Here is a 24,189-nt window from a genome sequence, read left to right on the forward strand (position 1 = left end):
CGGGTCTGGTCAGGGCCTCACGCCGAGGGCTTGGCCATCGCCGCGACGAAGGCACGCTCGACGTCTCCGGCGGAGAGCACTCCGTAGATCTCGCCGGTCTCCTCGACCACCAGGTACTCGGTCGCAGGCGTGGCACGCAGATACTCCAGCAGCTCCTCGCCCGCCAGCTCCGCGGGGACGCGCATCCCCTCCCTCAGCTCCTGGGCGAGGCTGGAGACCGCGACCCACGGGCGGCGGTGCGAGGGGACTCCGGCGATGGCGGCCTCCCGCACGAGCGAGACGGGACCGCCTGCGCCGTCGACGACGACCAGGGCGCGGGCTCCGGCGTCGTTGGCGCGGCGCAGCGCCTCCGAGAGCGGAGTGTCGGTGGGTACGGGGACGGCGCGCCTGGTGAGCTTGCGTGCCCGCAGGTCCGGGAGGTGTTCGCGCAGCCGCGCCATGCGGAGGCTGTTGCCGGCGCCGGTCCAGATGATGGCGGCAAGGATCGCGGCGAGCAGCGCGTCCATGATCGAGTCGACGCCGCCGATGGTCTCCTGCGTGAATCCGCCCGCATGCGTGGCGAGCGGCAGCCCGATCAGGACGGCGATCGCCAGGGCGCGGCCGATCCAGGCGGCGAAGACGGTGCCCGTCATGGGACGGCCGCTCAGCTTCCACACGAGGGCGCGCAGCATCCGGCCGCCGTCCAGGGGCAGTCCGGGGAGAAGGTTGAAGGCCGCCACGATCAGGTTGGAGATCATCAGGCCGGCCAGCAGCACCCCCGGAACGGTGCCGGGCCGCACGGCCTGCATCCCCCCGTAGAAGACCCCGGCGAGCACGAGGGAGAGCAGCGGCCCGACGAAGGCGAGGACGAATTCACGGCCCGGGCTCTCGGCCTCCTTCTCGATCTCGGAGACCCCGCCGAAGAACTGGAGCTGGATGCGCCGCACGGGCAGCTTGAAGCGCAGCGCGGCGATTGTGTGGGCGAGTTCGTGGACGAGGACCGAGGCGTAGAAGGCGACGGCGAAGAAGAGCGCGATGAGGTAGCGCACAGCGCCGAGATGAGGCAGGACGCGGTCGAGCTGGCCGCCGAAGACCCAGGTGATGAGGGCGGCGACGAGGAACCAGCTCGGCGCAACGTAGACGGGGACGCCGAACGGGCGGCCCATCAGGATGCCGCCTCCGAACGGGCGTGCGCGACGGGGCTTGTCGGGGCCCAGGGCCCGCGGACCGGGCGACGCGGCACCGGTACGCGCACGGCCCTGAGCGGAGTCAGCGTCATGGGCCGCGTCGTAGGGCGGGTCGGAGGGCGCGCCGTAGGGCGGGTCGGGTGCCCGGCCGTCGTCGGAAGGGGTGCCGGACGTGGGTGCGGGTGCGGGGCGCGGCTCGGGCTCGCCCTTCGCGCCGTTGCCGGCGCCCGGGGCGGAACGGTCCGCGGGCGCCGCTTCACCACTGGTTGCGGGTGCGGGCTCCTCGACGGCGGCCGTCCCGGCCCCCTGTTCGGGTCCGGGGTCCGTCCTGTCCTGGGCCTTCGTGCGCGTGTCGTCCTTCGTCCCGCCCGGCGCGGAGATGTCCGCCGGCGGACCGTCCGGGTACGACGGGACGTCCGGACGGTCCGGGAGAGATGCCGTGCCCTCCCCCGCCGTTCCGGAATCACCGGAGCCGCTCCAAGGCGGCCTGCCGCCGTTTTCCGTCTCCGCCACGGGTTCCCCTCTGCTGCTGCTTCGCACTCCGCTGCGCTGCCGTTTCCCCGGCTGGCGTGCAGGGCGAGTGCGCCGTCTTCGATGGTATGCGTCCGTTGTCGGTGCGGGGCCCTAGGGTCGTACGTCATGACCACCCGCGTCGCATCGCCGCCGAACTCCCTCTCACCGTCCCGCGCCAGCGACTTCATGCAGTGCCCGCTGCTCTACCGCTTCCGGGTGATCGACAAACTGCCCGAGAAACCTTCCGCGGCCGCCACGCGCGGAACGGTCGTACACGCCGTCCTTGAGCGGTTGTTCGACTCCCCCGCGGATCAGCGCAGCCTGCCGCGCGCCCGCTCGCTCGTCACCCGCGAGTGGGAGCGCCTGCTGGCCAAGAGGCCGGAGTTGAAGGAGCTGTTCGCGGAGGACGGGCAGGAGGCGCTGGACGGCACCCGGCTCGCTGCCTGGCTCGCGGATGCGGAGGCACTCGTCGAGCGGTGGTTCTCGCTGGAGGACCCCACTCGTCTGGAGCCCGCGGAGCGGGAGTTGATGGTCGAGGCGCGACTGGATTCGGGGCTGCGGCTGCGCGGCATCATCGACCGCGTCGACGTCGCACCCACCGGCGAGGTACGGATCGTCGACTACAAGACGGGCAAGGCCCCGCCCCCGCAGTTCTCCGACGGGCCGCTCTTCCAGATGAAGTTCTACGCGCTGGTGGTGTGGCGGCTGCGCGGCATCGTCCCCCGCCGTCTCCAACTGGTCTTCCTGGGCAGCGGAGATGTGCTGACGTACGACCCCGGCGAGGAGGACCTGCTCCGCGTCGAGCGCAAGCTGCTGGCCCTGTGGGAGGCGATCACGAGGGCGACGGAGACGGGCGACTGGCGGCCCAGCCCGGGCAGGCTCTGCGACTGGTGCGACCACCAGGCGCACTGCCCGGAATTCGGTGGCTCTCCCCCGCCCTACCCGCTCACTGTGCAACCGCGGCTGCCCGAGCAGCGCGAGGACGGGGCAGGGGACGGGGCAGGGGACGCCGCGGCCGGAGATTAGGCAAGAATGGGGCCTGTCCGTGCCACCCGTCCGAGGAGATCCCGTGGCTATCCGCGTCCTGTTGGTCGACGACCAGCCGCTGCTGCGCACCGGCTTCCGCATGATCCTCGAGGCGGAACAGGACCTCGCCGTGGTCGGTGAGGCGGGCGACGGGCTTCAGGCGCTGGACCAGGTGCGGGCGTTGCAGCCCGATGTGGTGCTGATGGACATCCGCATGCCGAGGATGGACGGGGTGGAGGCCACGCGCCGCATCACCGGGCCGGCGAAGGACGGGCCGGCGAAAGTGCTCGTGCTGACCACCTTCGACCTCGACGAGTACGTGGTCGAGGCGCTGCGTGCCGGCGCCAGCGGCTTCCTGCTCAAGGACGCGCCGGCCCCGGAGCTCGTGCAGGCGATCCGCGTGGTCGCCGCCGGCGAGGCCATGCTGGCTCCGAGCGTCACGCGCCGCCTGCTCGACAAGTACGCGGGGAAGCTCCCCTCGGGCGAGGAGCCCGTGCCGGACGCCCTCCACCAGCTGACGGAGCGTGAGGTGGAGGTGCTGAAGCTGGTGGCGCGCGGCCTGTCGAACTCGGAGATCGCCGCCGACCTCTTCGTCAGCGAGACGACGGTCAAGACGCACGTCGGGCACGTGCTGACCAAGCTGGGTCTGCGTGACCGCGTGCAGGCCGCGGTGTACGCGTACGAGAGCGGGCTGGTGCGGCCCGGCGCGTGACGCCGCGCCCTACTCAGGGCGGGCACCTCACGCGCGGGGCCGCGCCCGCGGTCCCTCCGCCGTCAGCTGTCGGCGTTGCGGCCCAGTTCCCACAGCTGCAGCACCGACGAGGAGTTGAGCGCCCACTCCGCGCCCGTGATGTCGTCCCGTGCCGCGATGTACTGCTTGCCCTGCCACAGCGGCAGCACCGGCACCTCGTCGGCCACGATGTCCTGCGCGCGGGCGAAGCCTGCCTCGGTGCGGACGCGGTCGGTCTTCTGCCGGGTCTGCGGGATCACCTGGTTCCGTATCTCGGAACTGACGTAAGGGGTGTTGAGGAAGTTGTTCCGTTCGAAGAAGGGCGCGATGTAGTTGTCGGCGTCCGGGAAGTCGGGGAACCAGCCGTAGCCGTAGATCTGGTACTTCCCCTTGAGCGCGTCCGTCCGGTAGGTGTCCCACGGAAGGCCCCGCATCTCGACGGCGAACAGGCCGCTGTCCTCGAGCTGCTTCTTCAGCTGGCGGAACTCCTTGGCGGTGACGCTGCCGTAGTGGTCGGTGGTGTAGGCGAGCTCGACCTTCACCGGCGGGACGAGGCCCGCGTTGCGCAGGGTGCGCCGTGCGGAGTCGGTGCCGGACTCGCCGTACTTGTTGAAGAAGGAGTTGCGGTGCCCGGGCACGCCTGAGGGCACCAGGGAGTAGAGCGGCTCGGCGGTCCGTTCGTAGACGTCGCGCACCAGCGACTCACGGTCGATGACCTTCGCCATGGCCCGCCGCACCGCGAGGCGGCCCGCCGTCTCGTCGTCGGTGTTGAAGACGAGATAGCGGATCTCCTGGCCCGGCTGCTGCACGAGGCTGATGTTGTCCTCGGGCGCGGATTCGAGCCTGTCCACCTGCTTCGGGGAGATGGTGCGGTTCATCACGTCGATGTCTCCCGCGCGCAGCGCCTTCTCCATGGCGCCGGAGTCGCGGAAGGAGCGCAGTTCGACCTTTTCGCTGCGGACCTTGAGTCCGCCCTTGTAGCCGGGGTTGCGGGTGAAGACGGTCTTGCCCTCGTCCGCGTCGACTTCGAGCGTGTACGGGCCGGAACCGACCGTCTTGAAGCCCTTTGCAAGGCCGTTCTCGGGATAACTCTCCTCGTCGACGATCGAGGCGGCCGGGGTGGCGATCTTGAACGGGAAGGTGGCGTCCGGCTTGCGCAGCTGGAAGACGATCTCGCGGTCGCTGGTGGCCTTGACCTTGGATATCCCGCTGAGCAGCGAGGCGGGCCCGTTGGCGAAGCGGATGCGCAGGGTCCGGGCAATGGAGAACTCGACGTCCCGGGCGTCGAGTTTGTGCCCGTTGGAGAAGGTCAGGTCCTTGCGCAGGGTGCAGCGGTACTGCTCGTTCTGCGCGTCGGTGAATCCGCAGCTCTCCGCCGCGTCCCTGACGGGCCGTGTGCCGGAGCGCGGCATCCGCAGCAGCGTCTGGAAGGCGTTGCGCATGACGTTCCAGGAGGTGACGTCGTACGCCGCCGCCGGGTCCAGCGGCGCGGGCGAGTCCTTCGAGAGGGCGAACGTGTCGGTGGTGCCGACGACGACGGCCGGGGCGTCGCTTCCGGTGACCTCGCCGCACGCGGTGAGCAGGGACGCCAGGAGCCCGGCCACGGCCGTCACCGCCCAGGGTCTGAACTTCATCGGGCACGGTCCTCTCGGCCGGCCGCACCGGTCGCGGCACGGAGGACCTGACAGGCCGTTAACGGACTCGGCCGGCCGTTCCTGAACGTGCCGCCTCCACAACGGACTTGGAGCCCGATGAGGATCACCTCCGGTGTTTCGCCGTACGGACCGCGCGGCGCGGCGCGTCCCCGGGGCCCTGATGCCGGGGGACGCGGCCAGAGCGGCAGCCACGGCACGGCGACGGAGCCCGCCGCGTACCGAAGAGGCCGGTGGTCCGGCACCGACGCGAAGTGCTCGTGAATGTCACAGCGCCGGTAACGCCGCGTCAAGAGGGCGGAGCCACGTATTCATCAACGGCAGCCGCCCCGACCTCCGTTGCTGCGGCGGCAGAAGCCCCGCACAGGCGCCGCGGAGCGATCCCGCACCCCCGGGGGCCGGGACCGCGCGGGAAGCCTCAGGAGACGCTCTGGTGGGCCATCAGGACCAGGGAACGCAGGAAGGCGAGATTCACTTCTTCGAGCGATTCCACGACGGTGCGCCCTGCGGCGGCCTCGATCGGTGTCACGGAGGGCACCGCCACCACCCGGCACCCGGCGGCCTCCGCCGAGGCGACTCCGGTCACGGTGTCCTCGATGACGGCGCAGCGCGCCGGGTCGGCGCCAAGGCGCGCCGCAGCCGTCAGGTAGGGGTCGGGGTGCGGCTTGGTGCGGGTCAGCTCGTCCCCGGCGACGGTGAGGTGGAAGTGCTCCCTGCCGAGGGAGACGAGCATCTCGTCGACGACCTCGCGGTGCGACGCGGAGACCAGCGCGGTGGGCACACCGTGCAGCGAGAGCTCGGTGAGGAGCCGCCGGGCGCCCGGGACGAGCTGAACGCCGCGCCGCAGCCGCTCGATGAACTTCTCGTTGAGCAGGACGGTCAGCTCCTCGACCGTGATGTCGGCCTTGGTCGCCTCGATGAGGAAGCCCGCGCTGCGGGTCATCGGGCCGCCCACGACGACCTCACGCCATTCGTCCTTCAGTACGTGTCCCAGCTCCGCGAATGCCTCACTCTCGGCGTCCCACCAGAAGCCTTCCGTGTCGACCAGGGTGCCGTCCATGTCGAGGAGCACCGCCTGCAGCGACGAGCCTTCGGCCGTAAGAGTGCCGAGTGCGGGGATGGAGCTGGTCATCCGCGTACACCTCCGTGAGGGACAACAAGGCCGGCCGCCCGCCCCACAGGAGCGAACGACCGGCCTGTACCGGATCGACCATTCTACGACGGTCCGGCCGGACCCGTTATCGGGCGTTGAAGTACTTGGCCTCCGGATGGTGGATGACGATGGCGTCCGTGGACTGCTCGGGGTGCAGCTGGAACTCCTCCGACAGCTCCACACCGATGCGCTCCGGCTGCAGCAGGTCCGCGATCTTCGCCCGGTCCTCCAGGTTGGGGCAGGCCCCGTAGCCGAGGCTGAAGCGGGCGCCGCGGTACTTCAGGGCGAACATGTCGGCCATCGCGGCCGGGTCCTCCGCGGCGATGTCCAGCTCGGCACGGACACGGGCGTGCCAGTACTCGGCGAGGGCCTCCGCGAGCTGGACGGACAGGCCGTGCAGCTCCAGGTAGTCCCGGTAGGAGTCGCTCGCGAAGAGCTCCGCCGTGACCTCGCCGATCTTCGAGCCGACGGTGACGACCTGCAGCCCGACCACGTCCTTCTCGCCGGACTCCTCCGGGCGGAAGAAGTCCGCGAGGCACAGCCGCCTTCCCCGCCGCTGCCGCGGGAAAGTGAAGCGGGTGCGCTCACTGCCGTCCTCGTTGAGCAGGATCAGGTCGTCGCCCTTGGAGACGCACGGGTAGTAGCCGTAGACGACGGCCGCCTCCAGCATGTTCTCCGTGTGCAGCCGGTCCAGCAGACCGCGCAGGCGGGGACGTCCGTCGGTCTCCACCAGCTCCTCGTAGCCGGGGCCCTCGCCGGTGCGGGATTCCTTCAGGCCCCACTGGCCCTTGAAGAGCGCGCCCTCGTCGATCCAGGACGCGTAGTCCTTCAGGCCGATGCCCTTCACGACGCGGCTGCCCCAGAAGGGCGGCGTCGGCACCGGGTTGTCGGTGGCGACGTCGGAGCGCACCGACCCGTCGTTGACCTCCTCCTCCGGCACCTCACCGGCGGCGGACGAGGGGCGCTTGGGCACGCGGCGCTGCTTCAGCGGCGGCAGCTCCGCCCCGGGGACGCCGCGTTTGACGCCGATGAGCGCGTCCATCAGACGAAGGCCCTCGAAGGCGTCGCGCGCGTAGCGGACCTCGCCCTCGTAGATCTCGTGCAGGTCCTGCTCGACGTAGGCGCGCGTGAGCGCGGCACCGCCGAGGATGACCGGGAAGTCCGCGGCCATCTGGCGCTGGTTCAGCTCCTCCAGGTTCTCCTTCATGATCACCGTGGACTTCACCAGCAGGCCGGACATGCCGATGACGTCGGCCTTGTTCTCCTCGGCCGCGTCGAGGATGGCGCCGACGGGCTGCTTGATGCCCAGATTGACCACGTTGTAGCCGTTGTTGGACAGGATGATGTCGACGAGGTTCTTGCCGATGTCGTGCACGTCGCCGCGGACCGTGGCCAGGACGATGGTGCCCTTGCCCTCGTCGTCGGTCTTCTCCATGTGCGGTTCGAGATGGGCGACCGCGGTCTTCATCACCTCTGCCGACTGGAGCACGAACGGCAGCTGCATCTTGCCCGCGCCGAAGAGCTCACCGACGACCTTCATGCCCGCGAGGAGGGTGTCGTTGACGATGTCGAGCGCGGGACGCTCCTCCAGCGCCGCGTTCAAGTCGTCTTCCAGTCCGTTGCGTTCGCCGTCGATGATGCGCCGCTGGAGGCGCTCGTCCAGCGGAAGCGCCGCAAGCTCCTCGGCTTTGCCGGCCTTCATCGCCTTGGTGTCGACGCCCTCGAAGAGCTCCAGGAGCCGCTGGAGCGGGTCGTAGCCCTCCCTGCGCCTGTCGTAGATCAGGTCGAGCGCGGTGGTGACCTGCTCCTCCTCCAGACGTGCGATCGGCAGGATCTTGCTGGCGTGCACGATCGCCGAGTCCAGGCCTGCCTTGACGCATTCGTCGAGGAAGACGGAGTTGAGGACGATGCGCGCTGCCGGGTTGAGCCCGAAGGAGATGTTGGACAGGCCGAGCGTGGTCTGCACGTCCGGGCGGCGCTTCTTCAACTCCCGGATGGCCTCGATGGTGTTGATGCCGTCCTTGCGGGACTCTTCCTGGCCCGTGCAGATGGTGAACGTCAGGCAGTCGATGAGGATGCTCGACTCGGCGATGCCGTAGTTCGTGGTCAGGTCGTCGATGATGCGCTCGGCGATGGCGACCTTGTTCTCGGCGGTGCGGGCCTGGCCCTCCTCGTCGATGGTCAGGGCCATCAGGGCGGCGCCGTGCTCACGGGCCAGGGTGGCGACGCGGGCGAAGCGGGACTCGGGGCCGTCCCCGTCCTCGTAGTTGACGGAGTTGATGACGGCGCGGCCGCCGAGCTTCTCCAACCCGGCCTGGATCACCGGGACTTCGGTGGAGTCGAGCACGAGCGGCAGGGTGGAGGACGTCGCGAAGCGCCCGGCGAGTTCCTGCATGTCGGCGACACCGTCGCGGCCCACGTAGTCGACGCAGAGGTCGAGCATGTGGGCGCCCTCGCGGATCTGGTCCCTGGCCATCTCGACGCAGTCGTCCCAGCGGCCGTCGAGCATCGCCTCGCGGAACTTCTTCGAACCGTTGGCGTTCGTACGCTCACCGATCGCCAGGTACGAGGTGTCCTGGCGGAAGGGGATCATCTGGTAGAGGGATGCGGCGGCCGGCTCGGGCTGGGGCGTGCGCGGGGCGGGTTCCTTGCCGCGTACCCGCTCGACCAGCTGGCGCAGGTGTTCGGGCGTGGTGCCGCAGCAGCCGCCGACGAGGGAGAGGCCGTAGTCACGGACGAAGCCCTCGTGGGCGTCGCACAGCTCCTCGGGTGTGAGCGGGTAGTGGGCACCGTCCTTGCCCAGTACGGGCAGGCCGGCGTTGGGCATGCAGGCAATCGGCACCTGGGCGTGCTGCGCGAGGTAGCGCAGGTGCTCGCTCATCTCGGCGGGACCCGTGGCGCAGTTGAGGCCGATCATGTCGATGCCCAGCGGCTCGAGCGCCGTGAGGGCCGCGCCGATCTCGGAGCCCAGCAGCATCGTGCCGGTGGTCTCGACGGTCACGGAGCAGATCAGCGGCAGGTCGTGGGCCCCTGCGACGTCCATGGCACGGCGGGCGCCGATGACGGCCGCCTTGGTCTGCAGCAGGTCCTGCGTGGTCTCCACGAGCAGTGCGTCGGCACCGCCGGCGATCATGCCTTCGGCGTTCTGCTGGTATGCGTCGCGCAGCGTGGCGTACGGGGCGTGGCCAAGTGTCGGCAGCTTGGTGCCGGGGCCCATCGAGCCCAGCACCCAGCGCGGGCGGCCGTCGGCCTCGAACTCGTCCGCGACGTCACGGGCGATGCGGGTGCCTTTCTCGGAGAGTTCGAAGACGCGGTCGGTGATGTCGTACTCGCCCAGGGCGGCGTGGTTGGCGCCGAAGGTGTTGGTCTCGACGCAGTCCACGCCGGCTTCGAAGTACTCGGTGTGGACGGACCGCACGATGTCGGGGCGCGTCACGTTGAGGATCTCGTTGCAGCCTTCGAGCTGCTGGAAGTCGTCGAGGGACGGGTCCTGCGCCTGAATCATGGTGCCCATCGCGCCGTCTGCGACGATCACGCGCTCCGTGAGCGCCTTGCGAAGAGCTGCTCCCCGCGGGAAGGCGGAATCGGGCGTACTGCTCGGCGAGGCCATGAAGGGTTCTCCCTAGAGTGCGACGGCTGTCGGCTATGCGTCCCGTCACTCCGCTGAGGACGGCGCACCTGATCAGGGTATCGGGCGAGCACAAGTGCGCAGCCGGGCATTCCACGCAGCGGGACGGGACGGGACGCGTTCCACGCAGCGAGAAGGGGTGGGGGACGCAGTTCCAGCAACCGGAGGGGACGGGCGGGGACCGGGAACGGAGGGGCGGGGAGTCGCGGAGCGGCACCGTCCGTCACCTGGGCCTGAGCGCCTCGCAGGGGCGCGAAGACCATCCGGAGCGCTCACCCAGCAGTGGGACCGGGCTACCGTCCGTCGACATCAAGCGATACCGTTCGGCATTGTCGAACCCAATTCAGAGCGGCCCGTTGCGAGCAGGTCAGGGAGGTGCCCGGTGGCCCGGACCATCCAGTCCCTCGAGCGCGCTGCAGCCGTGCTGCGTCTCCTGGCGGGCGGTGAACGCAGGCTCGGCCTGTCCGACATCGCCTCGTCCATGGATCTCCCGAAGGGCACCGCCCACGGCCTGCTGCGCACCCTCCAGCAGGAGGGCTTCGTCGAGCAGGACGAGGCCACCGGCAAGTACCAGCTGGGCGCGGAGCTCCTGCGGCTCGGCACCAGCTATCTGGACGTGCACGAGCTGCGCTCCCGGGCCCTGGTCTGGGCGGACGACCTGGCGCGGTCCAGCGGGGAGAGCGTCTACCTCGGCGTTCTGCACCAACAGGGCGTGCTGATCGTGCATCACGTCTTCCGGCCGGACAACAGCCGCCAGGTGCTGGAGGTCGGCGCGATGCAGCCGCTGCACAGCACGGCGCTGGGCAAGGTGCTCTCCGCGTTCGACCCCGTGGCGCACAGCGAGGCGGTGGACGGCGAGCGCCGGCACTTCACGGAGCGCACGGTCACCTCCCTCGAGGAGTTCGAGGGCGTACTGAAGGTGACGCGGGCCCGCGGCTGGGCCGCCGACGTGGAGGAGACGTGGGAGGGACTGGCGTCGATCGCGGCGCCGATCCTCGACCGCCGGCGCATGCCGGTCGGCGCGGTCGGCGTCACCGGTGCGGTGGAGCGGGTCTGCGAGGACGTCGCGGCCGGGACGGTGGGTGTGGGCGCGACCGCCGCGCCGGCCGCCAATGGAACCGGCGGTCTCGCCGGCGAGCCGGAGCTGAGGCCGCTGCTCGTCGCCGCCGTACGCGACTGCGCCCGCGCCGTCTCGAGGGATCTGGGCGCCCGCCGGTTCTGAGCAGCGCTCCCCGTGCGGCGGCACCCGGCGAGCCGGGTGCCGCGAGGAGCGCCGGCGCGGCACCGGCGCCACCCCCTGCCCGGAGTTGATCTCCCCTGCACAGCGGGACTGCCGGAGTCCTCGGTCACACCCCTTGACGGGACGACGACCAGGGAGAAAACTGCCCATTCGGCGGTCGGCATTGTCGAACGATGGACGGAACCGACCCGCCCTCCCCATCTGGACAAGACAAAGGAGTCGCGGGTGTCCAGCTCCGACATCTTCTTCAGCGAAGTCACAGGTACCGCTCTGCTGATCCTGCTCGGCGGCGGCGTCTGCGCCGCCGTGACCTTCAAGCGCTCCAAGGCGTTCAACGCCGGCTGGGTCGCCATCGCCTTCGGCTGGGGCTTCGGCGTCCTGACCGGCGGCTACGTGGCCCAGGTATCCGGTGCCCACCTCAATCCGGCGGTGACGCTGGCCCTCGCGATCGAGGGAACGACCCCGTGGGGCGACGTACCGCTCTACTGGTTCGGCGAAACGCTCGGCGCCATGATCGGCGCGGTGCTGGTGTGGCTCGTGTACTACGGCCAGTTCCACGCGGACCTCAAGGAACCGGAGATGGCCGAGCGCAAGGGTGAGAACCCCGGCCCCGTGCACGGCATCTTCTTCACCTCCCCCGAGATCCGGAACACCTGGCAGAACGTCGTCACCGAGACCATCGCCACGTTCGCTCTCGTCATCGCGATCCTCAACCTCGGACTGACCAAGGGTGTCGGGGTCAGCGGCACGGGCGTACTGATCGTGGCACTGGTCGTCGTGGGCATCGGCCTGTCGCTCGGCGGCCCGACGGGATACGCCATCAACCCCGCACGTGACCTCGGTCCCCGAATCGTGCACGCCCTCCTGCCGCTGCCCAACAAGGGCGGTTCCGGCTGGTCCTACTCCTGGATACCGGTCGTGGCCCCGCTGATCGGCGCCGCGCTGGCCGCCGGCCTGCACCAGGTCGCGTTCGCCTGAGCCCGTTGCTGCCGGGCCGCCCGGCCCGGCAGCCTGCGGGCACGGCCCGGGACGTCCCCGGCCCGATGGCCGAGAGCCCCAACCCACCCAGATCACCTTGGAGCAGGACATGAGTGAGACCGAGAACCAGTCCGCGGGCGCTTCCACGCACGGCGAGGGCCCCTTCATCGCCGCCATCGACCAGGGCACGACCTCCAGCCGCTGCATCGTCTTCGACAAGGACGGCCGCATCGTCGCCGTCGACCAGAAGGAGCACGAGCAGATATTTCCGAAGCCGGGCTGGGTCGAGCACGACGCCGCCGAGATCTGGACCAACGTCCAGCAGGTGGTGACGGGCGCCCTCGACCAGGCCGGCATCACCAAGTCCGACGTGGTGGCCCTCGGCATCACCAACCAGCGCGAGACGACGCTGCTGTGGGACAAGGCGACCGGCGAGCCGGTGCACAACGCGCTGGTCTGGCAGGACACCCGCACGGACGCGCTCTGCCGCGAGCTGGGCCGCAACGTCGGCCAGGACCGCTTCCGCCGCGAGACCGGCCTGCCGCTCGCCTCCTACTTCTCCGGACCGAAGATCCGCTGGCTGCTCGACAACGTCGACGGACTGCGTGAGCGGGCCGAGCGCGGCGAACTCCTCTTCGGAACCATGGATTCCTGGGTCATCTGGAACCTCACCGGCGGACCGGACGGCGGGCGTCACGTGACCGACGTGACGAACGCCTCGCGCACCATGCTGATGAACCTGCGCTCCATGAAGTGGGACGAGAAGATCTGCGACTCCATGGGTGTCCCCATGTCGCTGCTGCCCGAAATCCGTTCCTCCGCCGAGGTCTACGGGGAGGCGAAAGGAGCGCTCGCCGGAGTGCCGGTGGCCTCGGCCCTCGGCGACCAGCAGGCCGCGCTGTTCGGCCAGACCTGCTTCTCCGAGGGCGAGGCGAAGTCCACCTACGGCACGGGAACGTTCCTCCTGCTCAACACCGGCCACGAGGCGGTCAATTCGTACAACGGGCTGCTGACGACGGTCGGTTACCGCATCGGTGACGAACAGCCCGTCTACGCCCTGGAAGGCGCCATCGCCGTCACCGGTTCGCTGGTGCAGTGGATGCGCGACCAGATGGGCCTCATCAGCACCGCGGCGGAGATCGAGACCCTCGCCAGCTCCGTCGAGGACAACGGCGGCGCCTACTTCGTACCGGCGTTCTCCGGCCTGTTCGCACCGTACTGGCGCGACGACGCGCGCGGCGTGATAGCCGGCCTCACCCGGTACGTGACCAAGGCGCACCTCGCCCGCGCGGTCCTGGAGGCGACCGCATGGCAGACGCGCGAGATCGTCGACGCGATGCAGAAGGACTCCGGGGTCGAACTGACGGCGCTGAAGGTCGACGGCGGCATGACGTCCAACAACCTGCTGATGCAGACGATGTCGGACTTCCTCGACGCACCGGTCGTACGGCCGATGGTCGCGGAGACCACCTGCCTCGGCGCGGCGTACGCGGCAGGGCTCGCCGTCGGATTCTGGTCCGACACCGAAGAGCTGCGCGCCAACTGGAAGCGGGCGGCGGAATGGACGCCCGACATGGATGCGGCCGATCGCGACCGCGAGTACAAGAACTGGCTCAAGGCCGTCCAGCGGACCATGGGCTGGATCGAAGAGGAGAACTGAACGACATGAACACCCTGCAGAGCGTCCCCACCCTCGGGACGCATCCGGCTGCCGGCGGCAATCCCAGCCGTGCCGAGACCAGGGAGCTGCTCGCGGGAGCAACGTACGACCTGCTCGTGATCGGCGGCGGCATCCTCGGAACCTCGGTGGCCTGGCACGCCGCGCAGTCGGGACTGCGGGTGGCGATGGTGGATGCCGGCGACTTCGCCGGCGCCACCTCCTCCGCCTCCTCCAAGCTGGTGCACGGCGGGCTGCGCTATCTGCAGACCGGAGCGGTGAAGCTGGTGGCGGAGAACCACCACGAGCGGCGGGTGCTGGCCAAGGACGTGGCCCCGCACCTGGTCAACCCGCTCAAGTTCTATCTGCCCGTCTACAAGGGCGGGCCGCACGGTGCGGCGAAGCTGGGCGCCGGCGTCTTCGCCTACAGCGCGCTCTCCGCGTTCGGCGACGGCGTCGGGCGTCTGGTGTCGCCGTCCCGTGCTGCGGCGGACAATCCCGGGCTGCGCACGGAGAACCTGAGGGCGGTCGCGGTCTACGGCGATCACCAGATGAACGACTCGCGCATGGCCGTCATGACGGTTCGCGCCGCCGTCGACTCGGGTGCGGTGGTGCTCAACCACGCGGAGGTCACGGATCTGCGCCGCACCTGCGGCCGGGTCACCGGCGCCGAGCTGCGCGACCGCGTCGACGGCAGCGAGTTCGGCGTCGACGCCCGGCTGGTCCTCAACGCAACCGGTCCGTGGGTGGACCACCTGCGCAGGCTGGAGGACAAGGGCGCGGCTCCCAGCGTCCGGCTCTCCAAGGGCGCGCACCTGGTGCTGCGCCGCAAGGCGCCCTGGCGGGCGGCGATGGCGACGCCGATCGACAAGTACCGCATCACCTTCGCGCTTCCGTGGGAGGACCAGCTGCTGCTGGGCACCACCGACGAGGTCTACGAGGGTGACCCGGGCGACGTCACCGCCACCGAGGCCGACATCCAGCAGATCCTCGACGAGGCCGCCTTCTCGGTGCGGGAGGAGCACCTTTCCCGCGACCTGATCAGCTACGCCTTCGCGGGTCTGCGCGTGCTGCCGGGCGGCCCCGGCGGTGTGACGGCGGCGAAGCGGGAGACGGTCGTCAGCGAGGGCATCGGAGGGATGCTCTCGGTCGCGGGCGGCAAGTGGACGACGTACCGGCACATCGGACGCGCCGTGATGGACAAGCTGGCGAAGCTGCCCGGAGGTTCCATCGGACAGGACATGGAACCGGTACGGGAACTGGTACGCCGCACTCCGCTTCCCGGCATCTCCAATCCGAACGCCGTCGCTCACCGGCTGCTGGTCGACCGCGAACGTGAACCGGGGCCGCGCATGGACCCGATGACCGCTCGTCATCTGGCCACCCACTACGGCTCGCTCTCCTTCGACATCGCACGGCGGGTCAATGAGGACCCGTCGCTGGGCGAGCGCATCCACCCGGACGGGCCGGAGATCTGGGCCCAGGTCGTCCACGCGCGGGACCGGGAATGGGCGGAGACCGTGGACGACGTGCTGCGGCGGCGCACCACCCTCACGATCCGCGGTCTGGACACCGAAGAGGTGCGTGAGCGTGTCGGGGCACTGCTCGCGCAGCGCGGCAGCTGACCCTCCGGGACAGCGCGGCAACCGAGCCGCACGCAAGAGGGGGCGGAGCGCGCCCTCGTGCGGCCGTGACGGGACCGCACGGGGACGCACGCGGGCGGGTCACGCCGAGGGCGGGGCCCGCCCGCCGTCCTCCCCTCGGCCCCGGCCCGGCCCGTCCTTCCCGTCCTTTCCGTCCTTCCCGTCCTTCCCGTCCTCCCCGTCCTTCCCGTCCCGGCAGGTCAGCCCTCGGCGCCCGCGCCGCCGGGTTCGAGCCAGACCGCGGTGTCGGGTTCGAGCAGGCCCATGTGCGGGCGGGGGCCCGGCCGGCCGGGAGCGCCCGGTGAGCCGTCGCTCGCGAGCAGCGGCACGGCGCCGTCCGGCAGCGGCACGGGCCGACCGGAGAGGTTGACCCGGCACTCGAACAACCCGCCCCTGCGGAAGGCGAGTTCACCCTCGGCCGCGTGCAGCCACTCCAGGCGGTCGCCACCCGGCCGGCCGCGGAAACCGCGGCGCAGTTCCAGCGCGGTGCGGTACAGCTCGAGGAAGGAGCCCTCCACGCCGCTCTGCGCCTCGGCCGAGTGGGCTCCCCACCCCTCGGGCTGCGGGAGCCAGCTGCCGCCGGGGCCGAACCCGTAGGAGGGCCCCTCCTGGCACCACGGCAGCGGTACACGGCAGCCGTCCCGGCCCTTCTGCGTGCACCCCGTGCGTTCCCACATGGGGTCTCGCAGCGCTTCGGCCGGCAGGTCCGCGACCTCCGGCAGCCCCAGCTCCTCGCCCTGGTACAGGTATGCGGTGCCGGGCAGGGCCAGGGTGAGCAGGGCGGCCGCGCGGGCGCGGCGCCGGCCGAGTCCCACGTCGGCAGCGGGCTCGCGCCCGTCACCGACAAGCCACTCGGCGAAGTCGGTGCCCTCCGGCAGGCCGTAGCGGGTGGCGTGGCGCACCACGTCGTGGTTGGAGAGAACCCAGGTCGGCAGGGTGCCGACGGAGCGTGCGCCCTCGAGGGACTCGTCGATGACGCTGCGGAAGGACTTCGCGTCCCAGGGGCAGCGCAGATGGAAGAAGTTGAAGGCCTGGTGGAGTTCGTCGGGGCGGGTGTAGAGCGGCAGCCGGGCGGCGCTGACGCCCGCTTCGGCGACGGCGATGCGGGCCGGCTCGTAGCAGTCGAGGATCTTCCGCCAGGAGCGGTAGACCTCGTGGACCTCGTCGCGGTCCCAGAAGGGGTGATCGTCGCCCTGCGGCGGCGAGTTGAGGGGGGCGGCGTCGTTCCCGAAGGTGTGGCGCAGAGGCGGTACGAGGTCCTTGCGCAGGCCGTGCGCCACATCGACGCGGAAGCCGTCGACGCCGAGGTCCAGCCAGAAGCGCAGTGTGCGCTCGAAGTCCGCGGCGACCTCCGGGTTCTCCCAGTTCAGGTCGGGCTGTTCGGCGGCGAATATGTGCATGTACCACTGCCCGTCCGGAGTCCTGGTCCAGGCGGGGCCGCCGAACTTGGACTGCCAGTCCGCGGGCGGCTCACTTCCGTCGGGCCGGCTGCCGTCGCGGAAGTGGAAGCGGTCCCGGGCCGGTGAACCGGGCGGGGACGCCAACGCCTCCTCGAACCAGGGGTGTTGGTCGGAGCAGTGGTTCGGGACGATATCGATGATGACCTTCAGGCCGTGCCCGTGGGCGCGCGAGAGGAGGTCACGGAAATCGTCGAGGGTTCCGTGGCGCGGGTCGACACCGCGGTAGTCGGAGACGTCGTAGCCTCCGTCCGCCCACGGCGAGGGGTAGAACGGCGTCAGCCAGACCGCGTCGACGCCGAGCTCCGCCAGGTGACCCAGGCGGTCGGCGGCACCGCGCAGGTCGCCCATGCCGTCGCCGTCGGAGTCGGCGAAGCTGGGCACGTAGATCTGGTAGACGACGGCGTCACGCCACCAGTCGTCGGTTGTTTCGATGGGCTGTCGGAGCGTGCGGGCTGTCACGTTGTCCTCTCACGAAGCGGCGCAGTCGGCGGCCCGCTCGTCCGTCCGGACGCGGACCATGCCGACGGGCACTGTACGTACACCGCCGCCGTCCGCCCGAGGCGGCTGCCGCGTCCGAACCCCATGAGGAATGCCGTGCAGGTCATGGCGAGGGCCCGCGCAGCGGCGGGCTTCCGCTGACTCGGGACGTACGGGTGCGGCCAGGGCTGCGGTCCGCGCGTGCTCACGCCGTAGGCTGGTTGCCGCACGGAACCGAACGGCAGCCGGGTGCGCGTCATCGCACACCACCCGGCCGGAAGGAGGCGCTGGGTGATCGAGCTCGAGGGAGTTCCCGAGCTGGTCGACCCGGTCATGGTGGCCGCGTTCGAAGGCTGGAACGACGCCGGCGACGCAGCCTCCACCGCGGTCGGGCACATGGAGCGGGAGTGGAAGGGCGAGGTCTTCGCGGCGCTGGACGCGGAGGACTACTACGACTTCCAGGTCAACCGGCCGCAGGTGTGGCTGGACGGCGGCTCGCGCAAGATCACATGGCCGACGACCCGGCTGGCCGTCGTACGCGTCGACGACGCGGGCGGCAAGGGAAGACCACGTGACCTGGTGCTGGTGCGCGGCATCGAGCCGAGCATGCGCTGGCGCTCCTTCTGCAACGAGATCCTGGGCTTCGCGCACGAGTTGGGCGTCGAGATGGTGGTCGTCCTGGGAGCGCTGCTGGGCGACACCCCGCACACCAGGCCCGTCCCGGTGACGGGCGTGACGTCCGATCCGGACCTGGCACGCACCATGAATCTCGAGGAGTCGAGGTACGAGGGGCCGACGGGCATCGTCGGCATCCTCCAGGAGGCGTGCACCCACGCCGGTGTCCCGGCGGTGAGCCTGTGGGCGTCGGTGCCGCACTACGTCTCCCAGCCGCCCAACCCGAAGGCCACGCTGGCCCTGATCAACAGGCTCGAGGATCTGCTCGGGCTGAACGTGCCGCTGGGCGAACTCCAGGAAGACGCGCGGGCCTGGCAGCTGGGCGTGGACCAACTCGCCGCCGAGGACAGCGAGGTGGCGGAGTACGTGCAGTCGCTGGAGGAGGCACGGGACACGGCCGAGCTGCCGGAGGCCTCCGGTGAGGCCATCGCGAAGGAGTTCGAGCGGTATCTGCGGCGGCGTGACGACGGCCCGGGGACCGGGATGGGCGGCAACGCCCGGGAATCCGGGGCGGGTTCGCCCCCCGCCTTCGGCGGCGAGGCCCCGAGGCGCGGTTCGGGGGGCGGACGCTCCCGTCCTGCGAAGCCCTCTGCCAAGGGCGGCGCCGCCGAGGGCCCGAAGGACGACGGCGAGGACGACGAGGGTCCGCGCGGGGAGCAGGGCAACCGGGACGCTGAAGACCCGGAAACGGGGACCGGCAAGGAAGCCGGTACGGGCGAGGACGCACATGCGGACAAGCACCCACGCACGGACAAGGACGCACGTACGGACGAGGACGCACGCACCGACGAGGACGCCGGGGCCGACGAGGACGCAGGGTCCGGCAAGCCGGCGAAGCCTGCCAGGCGCACCCGCGGCGCCTCCACCCGCTCCGGCAGCACCGGCGGAGCCGGCAAGGGGGGCTCTGGCAACAAGAGCGGCACGAGCGGCAGGAGCGGCGGCAGCACCGAAAAGGGCGCCCCGAGCACCGGCCGGACCGGCCGCAGACGCAAGCCGGCGGCAGACGCCTCCAAGAACGAGGCCGAGGAGCGGAACGCCAAGAACGACGCCGACGGCGGCAACGCGAAGAAGGGGAAGCCTGAGGCGTCCTCCGACGGGGGCCACGGCGAGAGCGGTGACGGCGGCGGGAGCGGGAAGGACGCCCGGAGCCGCAACGACGGCAAGGACCGCAAGAGCGGCGACAAGAACAGCGACAAGAACAGCGGCAACAGCAAGGACACCGGCGAGGAGTGAGCGCCGGACGCACCGGAAGGGCCGCCCCGCACATCCGGCAGGGCGGCCCTTCCGCGTGAAGGCCGAGACAGAGGCGGCGACACGGGCCGCACGCTGGGGCGCGGCCTACAGCGCGACCCCCAGGAGCGCGTCGACCGCTCGCGAGACCATGCCGGGAGCACTCTCGTCCGTGCCGCCTCCGGCTTCCTGCGCAGCCGCCCAGCGGTCGACTGCGGCAAGCGCGGCCGGTGAGTCGAGATCGTCCGCGAGTGCGGCGCGGATCTCCTCCAGGACGTCGTCGGCCGGCGGACCGTCGGGCCGTGAGACGGCGGCCCGCCAGCGCGCGAGCCTCGCACGGGCCTCGTCGAGACCGGCCGTCGTGTACTCCCAGTCCGACCGGTAGTGATGGGCGAGCAGCGTGAGGCGGATCGCGGCGGGGTCGACGCCCTCACGTCGCAGCTGTGAGACGAAGACCAGATTGCCCTTGGACTTCGACATCTTCTCGCCGTCCAGGCCGACCATCCCGGCGTGCACGTACGTCTGCGCGAAGGGGTGTTCGCCGGTCAGCGCCTGCGCGTGCGAGGCGCCCATCTCGTGGTGCGGGAAGGCCAGGTCGGAGCCGCCGCCCTGCACGTCGAAGCCCATGCCCAGGTGCTCCAGGGCGATGGCCACACACTCGATGTGCCAGCCGGGGCGGCCCGGGCCGAGCGATGCGCCGTCCCACTGCGGTTCGCCTTCACGGGCGGCGCGCCACAGCATCGGGTCGAGCGGACTCTTCTTGCCGGGGCGTTCCGGGTCGCCGCCGCGCTCGGCGGACAGGAGCCGCATGGTCTGCGCGTCGAGGCGGGAGACCTCGCCGAAGTGGGTGTCCGCGTCGACGGAGAAGTAGATGTCCCCGTCCAGTTCGTACGCGGCCCCCTGGTCCCGCAGTCGCTCGACGAGCGGGACCACGCGCGGAATCGATTCGACCGCGCCGACGAACTGACGCGGAGGCAGAATCCGCAGAGCCGTCATGTCCTCCCGGAAGAGCGAGGTCTCGCGCTCCGCAAGCGCCGCCCACTCCTCGCCGGTGGCGTGTGCCCGCTCCAGGAGCGGATCGTCGATGTCGGTGACGTTCTGGATGTAGTGAACCTGCCGCTTGTTGTCGAGCCACACGCGCTGTACCAGGTCGAAGGCGTTGTACGTGGCAGCGTGCCCAAGATGGGTGGCGTCGTACGGGGTGATCCCGCAGACGTACAGGCGGGCGACGGGGCCGGGGACCAGAGTGGCGCGGCCGTCCCTCGCGGTGTCGTGGATCTCGAGGTCGCGACCCTCGCCAGGCAGGGCGGGGACCTCGGAAGCGGGCCAGGCATGCATTCCTTGAGCCTAACCCGACCAGGGATGCGCCGTTCGAACGGGACTGCCGCACTCGGTCTCTTGCCTGCGGAGACGGCCGGACAGGCGCTCTTGACCGGTCACGGCCGCGCTGTTGTGCGTCAGACGGGCGGCCACGGGATCGCCGGCCAGTCGCCGCTGGGCAGCGGGTGGCGGCCGGAGCTGATCAGTCCGTCTATCCGCTTGCGCAGGGCCTCGACTTCGGCCGCTGTGATCAGTTCTGACAGGCGCACGGCGAGCGGCGCGCTCTCCTCGACCGCCGTGGCGAGCGCGCGCAGCGTGGCCGTCGCCTCCGCCGTCAGCTCCTCCCCCGCCCAACCCCACAGCAGGGTGCGGAGCTTGTCGTCCACGTGGAAGGAGACGCCGTGGTCGATGGCGTACAGCGCACCGGTGGGCAGGGTCAGCAGATGGCCGCCCTTGCGGTCGCCGTTGTTGATGACGGCGTCGATGACGGCCAGGCGGCGCAGTCGGTCGTCGTCGGCGTGAACGAGCAGCGCGGGCCGCGCGCTTCCGGTGTCGACGTGTCCGACGGGCTTCCAGCCCTCCCCCGGCTCGTCGCCCTCCACGACGGCGAGCAGCTCCTCGCCGCCGCGGCCGTCGTCCGGGCCGGTGGTCTCGCCGGCCGGGCCGCTCGCGTCCGGCCGCCCGGTGCCGGCTGCGTCCGTGGCGTCCGTGCCGGCTTCGGCGTCACCGTCGTGATCCCTGTCGCCGTCTTCCGCGGCTCCGCCGGCGGGTTCGCTGCCCGGCAGCGGCCCCACCCAGGCCTGGCACATCCCCTCTCCGTACGGGCCCTCCCGTAGCACCGTCGCCGGGATCAGGTCCCATCCGGTGGCGCGGGAGATCTCGTACGCGGCCACCTCGCGCTGTGCGAGCGTGCCGTCGGGGAAGTCCCACAGCGGACGTTCGCCCGCAACCGGCTTGTAGACGCACGGAACCCGGCGTCCCTCGTGCTCGACCTCGCCGAAGAGGACGGCGTTCGAGGCCTGCCGGATCTGCCCGAGCACGGACAGCGTGCCGAACTCCAGGAGGGAGCGCGTCTCCTCGGCCGCGGGCGCGAGGGCCGCCGCATCCGGCGGCGGATGACCGGAATCGGCTGCCTGGTTCATTCGCCGCGCCGGTATCCGTTCTGACGCGGGCACACATGGCCCTCCGGGTCGAGCGGGAGGCTGCACAGCGGGCACGGCGGGCGGCCGGCGTTGACGACCTCGAGCGCGCGCTTGGCGAACGACCGGGCCATGGTGCCCTCCAGCCGTACACGCAGCATGGGCGGCCCGTTCTCGTCGTCCTGGAGCAGTCGTTCCTCGGCGTCGGCGAGATCCTCGTCGGAGTCGGCCTCCAGTTCGACGACGGCCTGTGCCTCGACGACCATCCGTTCGCCGTCGCCGTCCCATGCGAGCGCCATGGTGCCGACGCGGAACTCCTCCTCGACGGGGGTCTCCAGAGGCTCCGTGTCGTCGAGTTCGGACGGCGCGACGGCCGGCACGGGTGCGTTGCCGCCGGAGCGCCGCACCACCTCGTCCAGCAGTTCGTCGATCCGCTCGGCCAGCGCCTCGACCTGCGCCTTCTCCAGAGCGACACTGGTGGTCCGGCCCGAGGCCGACGCCTGGAGATAAAAGGTGCGCCGCCCTGGCAGCCCGACGGTACCGGCGATGAATCGGTCCGGCGGGTCGTAGAGGAACACCTGACGGGACACGTCCTGCTCCGTTGTCGTCGACGTCTATTCGGTCTACGGCACCCTACTGCCCGTGCCGATCTTCCTGCTCAGGCTCCGCCCCCGACGGTGGCATCGCTGCCGTGGCCGGGTGCCGTGTCCTGCACACCCGCACGGCCCTCCTGTGCGTCTTCCCCGCCGGCCCCGTCTGCCTCGCCGGACGGCGGCTCCGGCGGTACGAGAGTGCCCAGTTCGCCGGTCTCGCCCAGCCGCAGCAGAAAGGGCCGCAGCGGCGTGTAGCGGATGACGGTGAGCGAGCACGGGCCGACGGCGATGCGCTGGAAGAGGTCCAGATGCATCCCGAGGGCGTCCGCGACGACCGACTTGATGATGTCCCCGTGCGAGCACATCGCGTACAGCGCGTCCGCCCCGTACTCGGCCTCGATGCGCACGTTCCACTCGCGTACGGCCTCCACGGCACGCGCCTGCATGCCCCGCATCGACTCCCCGCCGGGGAAGGCCGCCGCCGAGGGATGCTGCTGCACGGTCGTCATCAGCGGCTCCTCGGCGAGCTCGGCCAGTTTGCGGCCGCTCCAGTCGCCGTAGTCGCACTCGGAGATGCGCTCCTCCATGTGCACCGGGAGGTCCGGCAGTGCCTCGGCCAGGGGTTCGACGGTCTCGCGGCACCGGAGCAGAGGAGAGCTGACGACGGCCGCCAGCGGCAGGGCGTCCAGCCGCCCGGGAAGCTCTCCGGCCTGGGCCCGGCCGTGCTCGTCGAGGGCCACTCCCGGGGTGCGGCCCGCGAGCAGTCCCGAGGTGTTGGCGGTGGAACGGCCGTGCCGTACGAGGATGAGCGTGGGCATGCCTGCCAGCGTAAGTGAGCGTTCCACGGGGCCGGGCGGTGGTTGCATCGGCGGCTTCGGGGCACAATGACCAGTCGTGATCGTGGACTGCGCCATCTACCGGGACGGGCGCCGCATGGAGCGCGTGTCCGACTATTCCGACGCCCTCGACGAGGCCAGGACGAGCGGCGACGCCTTTCTGTGGATAGGGCTGCACGAGCCGACCGAGTCCGAATTCGATCTCGTCAGCAGCGAGTTCGGACTGCACCCGCTCGCCGTCGAGGACGCGCTCCACGCGCACCAGCGCCCGAAGCTCGAGGTCTACGCGGACTCGCTGTTCCTGGTTCTGAAGCCCGTCTGCTACGACCAGTCCACCGCCACCCTCTCCACCGGCGAACTCATGCTGTTCGTCGGCGACTCGTTCGTGGTTTCGGTGCGTCACGGGGAGACCAATCCGCTCGGTGCGGTGCGCGAGCGGCTGGAGCGCGAACCGGAGGTCCTCAAGCACGGTCCGACCGCCGTGATGTACGCGGTCAGCGACGCGATCGTGGACCAGTACGTCGAGGTGGGGGCCGATCTCCAGGTCGGCCTCGACGGGCTGGAGGAGGAGGTCTTCGCTCCGGAGGCCCAGGCCGCCCGGGACACCGCCGGCCGCATCTACACCTTCAAGCGGCAGGTCCTGGGCTTCCGCCGGGCCACCGGTCCGCTCGCCGAGCCCCTGGACCGGCTGATGCGTCCCGGCGTGCCGTTCGTCCACGACGACTCGCGGCCCTTCTTCCGGGACGTGAGCGACCACCTGACCCGCGTCAACGAACAGGTGGACGGCCTCGACCGGCTGCTGTCGGACATACTCAACGCGAACCTGGCGCAGATGTCCGTCCGGCAGAACGACAACATGCGGAAGATCTCTGCCTGGGCGGCCATGTTCGCCATCCCGACGGCCATCGCCGGGATCTACGGCATGAACTTCGAGCACATGCCGGAGCTGAGCCACCCCTGGGCCTACCCGGCCGTGCTGGTGGCCATCCTGACGGCATGTCTGCTGCTCTACCGCGTCTTCAAGCGCCGCGGCTGGATGTGAGGACTGGGCGTCTCGTGCTCCGCCCGGACGT

16 protein-coding genes and 1 pseudogene are annotated in these 24,189 nt (G+C 70.8%); 8 read left to right on the forward strand and 9 right to left on the reverse strand.

The window, feature by feature from the left end; genetic code table 11:
- Positions 1 to 17 precede the first annotated feature (17 nt).
- Positions 18 to 1,679: a site-2 protease family protein gene (locus EV375_RS02955; protein WP_165434668.1), complete on the reverse strand. Its 1,662-nt coding sequence runs from the start codon at positions 1,677 to 1,679 to the stop codon at positions 18 to 20.
- A 126-nt stretch (positions 1,680 to 1,805) separates the two neighbouring features.
- Between EV375_RS02955 and EV375_RS02960 the strand changes: the two genes are divergently transcribed.
- Positions 1,806 to 2,705, forward strand: coding sequence for a RecB family exonuclease (locus EV375_RS02960; RefSeq protein ID WP_130298057.1), 900 nt, complete (start codon positions 1,806 to 1,808; stop codon positions 2,703 to 2,705).
- A 43-nt stretch (positions 2,706 to 2,748) separates the two neighbouring features.
- Positions 2,749 to 3,417, forward strand: a complete 669-nt coding sequence (locus EV375_RS02965; RefSeq protein ID WP_130298058.1) for a response regulator transcription factor — start codon at positions 2,749 to 2,751, stop codon at positions 3,415 to 3,417.
- A 62-nt stretch (positions 3,418 to 3,479) separates the two neighbouring features.
- Here the strand turns inward: EV375_RS02965 and EV375_RS02970 are convergent, their stop codons facing one another.
- From EV375_RS02970 to metH, 3 genes are all read right to left on the reverse strand, one after another.
- The gene (locus tag EV375_RS02970; RefSeq protein WP_130298059.1) at positions 3,480 to 5,069 is read right to left on the reverse strand and encodes an ABC transporter substrate-binding protein; all 1,590 of its coding nucleotides are present in this window, start codon (positions 5,067 to 5,069) and stop codon (positions 3,480 to 3,482) included.
- 436 nt (positions 5,070 to 5,505) lie between these two features.
- A complete protein-coding gene (locus EV375_RS02975; protein WP_130298060.1) occupies positions 5,506 to 6,219 on the reverse strand; it encodes an HAD family hydrolase in 714 nt (237 codons plus the stop codon).
- Positions 6,220 to 6,325: 106 nt separating this feature from the next.
- Positions 6,326 to 9,850, reverse strand: a complete 3,525-nt coding sequence (gene metH / locus EV375_RS02980) for a methionine synthase (RefSeq protein WP_130298061.1) — start codon at positions 9,848 to 9,850, stop codon at positions 6,326 to 6,328.
- 400 nt (positions 9,851 to 10,250) lie between these two features.
- On the opposite strand from metH, the gene EV375_RS02985 reads away from it, so the two are divergent.
- From EV375_RS02985 to EV375_RS03000, 4 genes are all read left to right on the forward strand, one after another.
- Positions 10,251 to 11,090 carry an IclR family transcriptional regulator gene (locus EV375_RS02985; RefSeq protein ID WP_130298062.1) on the forward strand — a complete coding sequence of 280 codons (840 nt, stop codon included), beginning with the start codon at positions 10,251 to 10,253 and terminating at the stop codon, positions 11,088 to 11,090.
- 243 nt (positions 11,091 to 11,333) lie between these two features.
- Positions 11,334 to 12,086, forward strand: coding sequence for an MIP/aquaporin family protein (locus EV375_RS02990; RefSeq protein ID WP_130298063.1), 753 nt, complete (start codon positions 11,334 to 11,336; stop codon positions 12,084 to 12,086).
- 109 nt (positions 12,087 to 12,195) lie between these two features.
- Entirely contained in the window at positions 12,196 to 13,746 is a 1,551-nt protein-coding gene (gene glpK, locus EV375_RS02995) for a glycerol kinase GlpK (protein WP_130298064.1), read from the forward strand.
- Positions 13,747 to 13,751: 5 nt separating this feature from the next.
- The gene (locus EV375_RS03000) at positions 13,752 to 15,368 is read left to right on the forward strand and encodes a glycerol-3-phosphate dehydrogenase/oxidase (protein WP_130298065.1); all 1,617 of its coding nucleotides are present in this window, start codon (positions 13,752 to 13,754) and stop codon (positions 15,366 to 15,368) included.
- A gap of 218 nt (positions 15,369 to 15,586) precedes the next feature.
- Here the strand turns inward: EV375_RS03000 and EV375_RS03010 are convergent, their stop codons facing one another.
- Complete coding sequence (locus EV375_RS03010) at positions 15,587 to 17,305, reverse strand: glycoside hydrolase family 13 protein (protein WP_486588244.1); 1,719 nt, start codon at positions 17,303 to 17,305, stop codon at positions 15,587 to 15,589.
- 309 nt (positions 17,306 to 17,614) lie between these two features.
- Between EV375_RS03010 and EV375_RS03015 the strand changes: the two are divergent.
- Positions 17,615 to 18,820 (forward strand): annotated as a pseudogene (locus EV375_RS03015) (PAC2 family protein); the annotation flags it as partial.
- A gap of 516 nt (positions 18,821 to 19,336) precedes the next feature.
- On the opposite strand, the gene mshC reads toward EV375_RS03015, so the two are convergent.
- From mshC to EV375_RS03035, 4 genes are all read right to left on the reverse strand, one after another.
- Entirely contained in the window at positions 19,337 to 20,566 is a 1,230-nt protein-coding gene (mshC, locus tag EV375_RS03020; RefSeq protein ID WP_130298066.1) for a cysteine--1-D-myo-inosityl 2-amino-2-deoxy-alpha-D-glucopyranoside ligase, read from the reverse strand.
- 119 nt (positions 20,567 to 20,685) lie between these two features.
- Entirely contained in the window at positions 20,686 to 21,723 is a 1,038-nt protein-coding gene (locus tag EV375_RS03025; RefSeq protein WP_486588245.1) for an SCO1664 family protein, read from the reverse strand.
- Entirely contained in the window at positions 21,687 to 22,277 is a 591-nt protein-coding gene (locus tag EV375_RS03030) for a DUF3090 domain-containing protein (RefSeq protein ID WP_055488301.1), read from the reverse strand. Before EV375_RS03030 ends, EV375_RS03025 begins: the two co-directional genes overlap by 37 nt.
- A 68-nt stretch (positions 22,278 to 22,345) precedes the next feature.
- Complete coding sequence (locus EV375_RS03035) at positions 22,346 to 23,098, reverse strand: histidine phosphatase family protein (protein WP_130298068.1); 753 nt, start codon at positions 23,096 to 23,098, stop codon at positions 22,346 to 22,348.
- A 76-nt stretch (positions 23,099 to 23,174) separates the two neighbouring features.
- Here EV375_RS03035 and corA point away from each other — a divergent pair, with 76 nt between their 5' ends.
- Positions 23,175 to 24,158, forward strand: coding sequence for a magnesium/cobalt transporter CorA (gene corA, locus EV375_RS03040; RefSeq protein WP_130298069.1), 984 nt, complete (start codon positions 23,175 to 23,177; stop codon positions 24,156 to 24,158).
- Positions 24,159 to 24,189 lie beyond the last annotated feature (31 nt).

The sequence above is a fragment of the Streptomyces sp. CNZ301 genome (genome assembly GCF_004217425.1).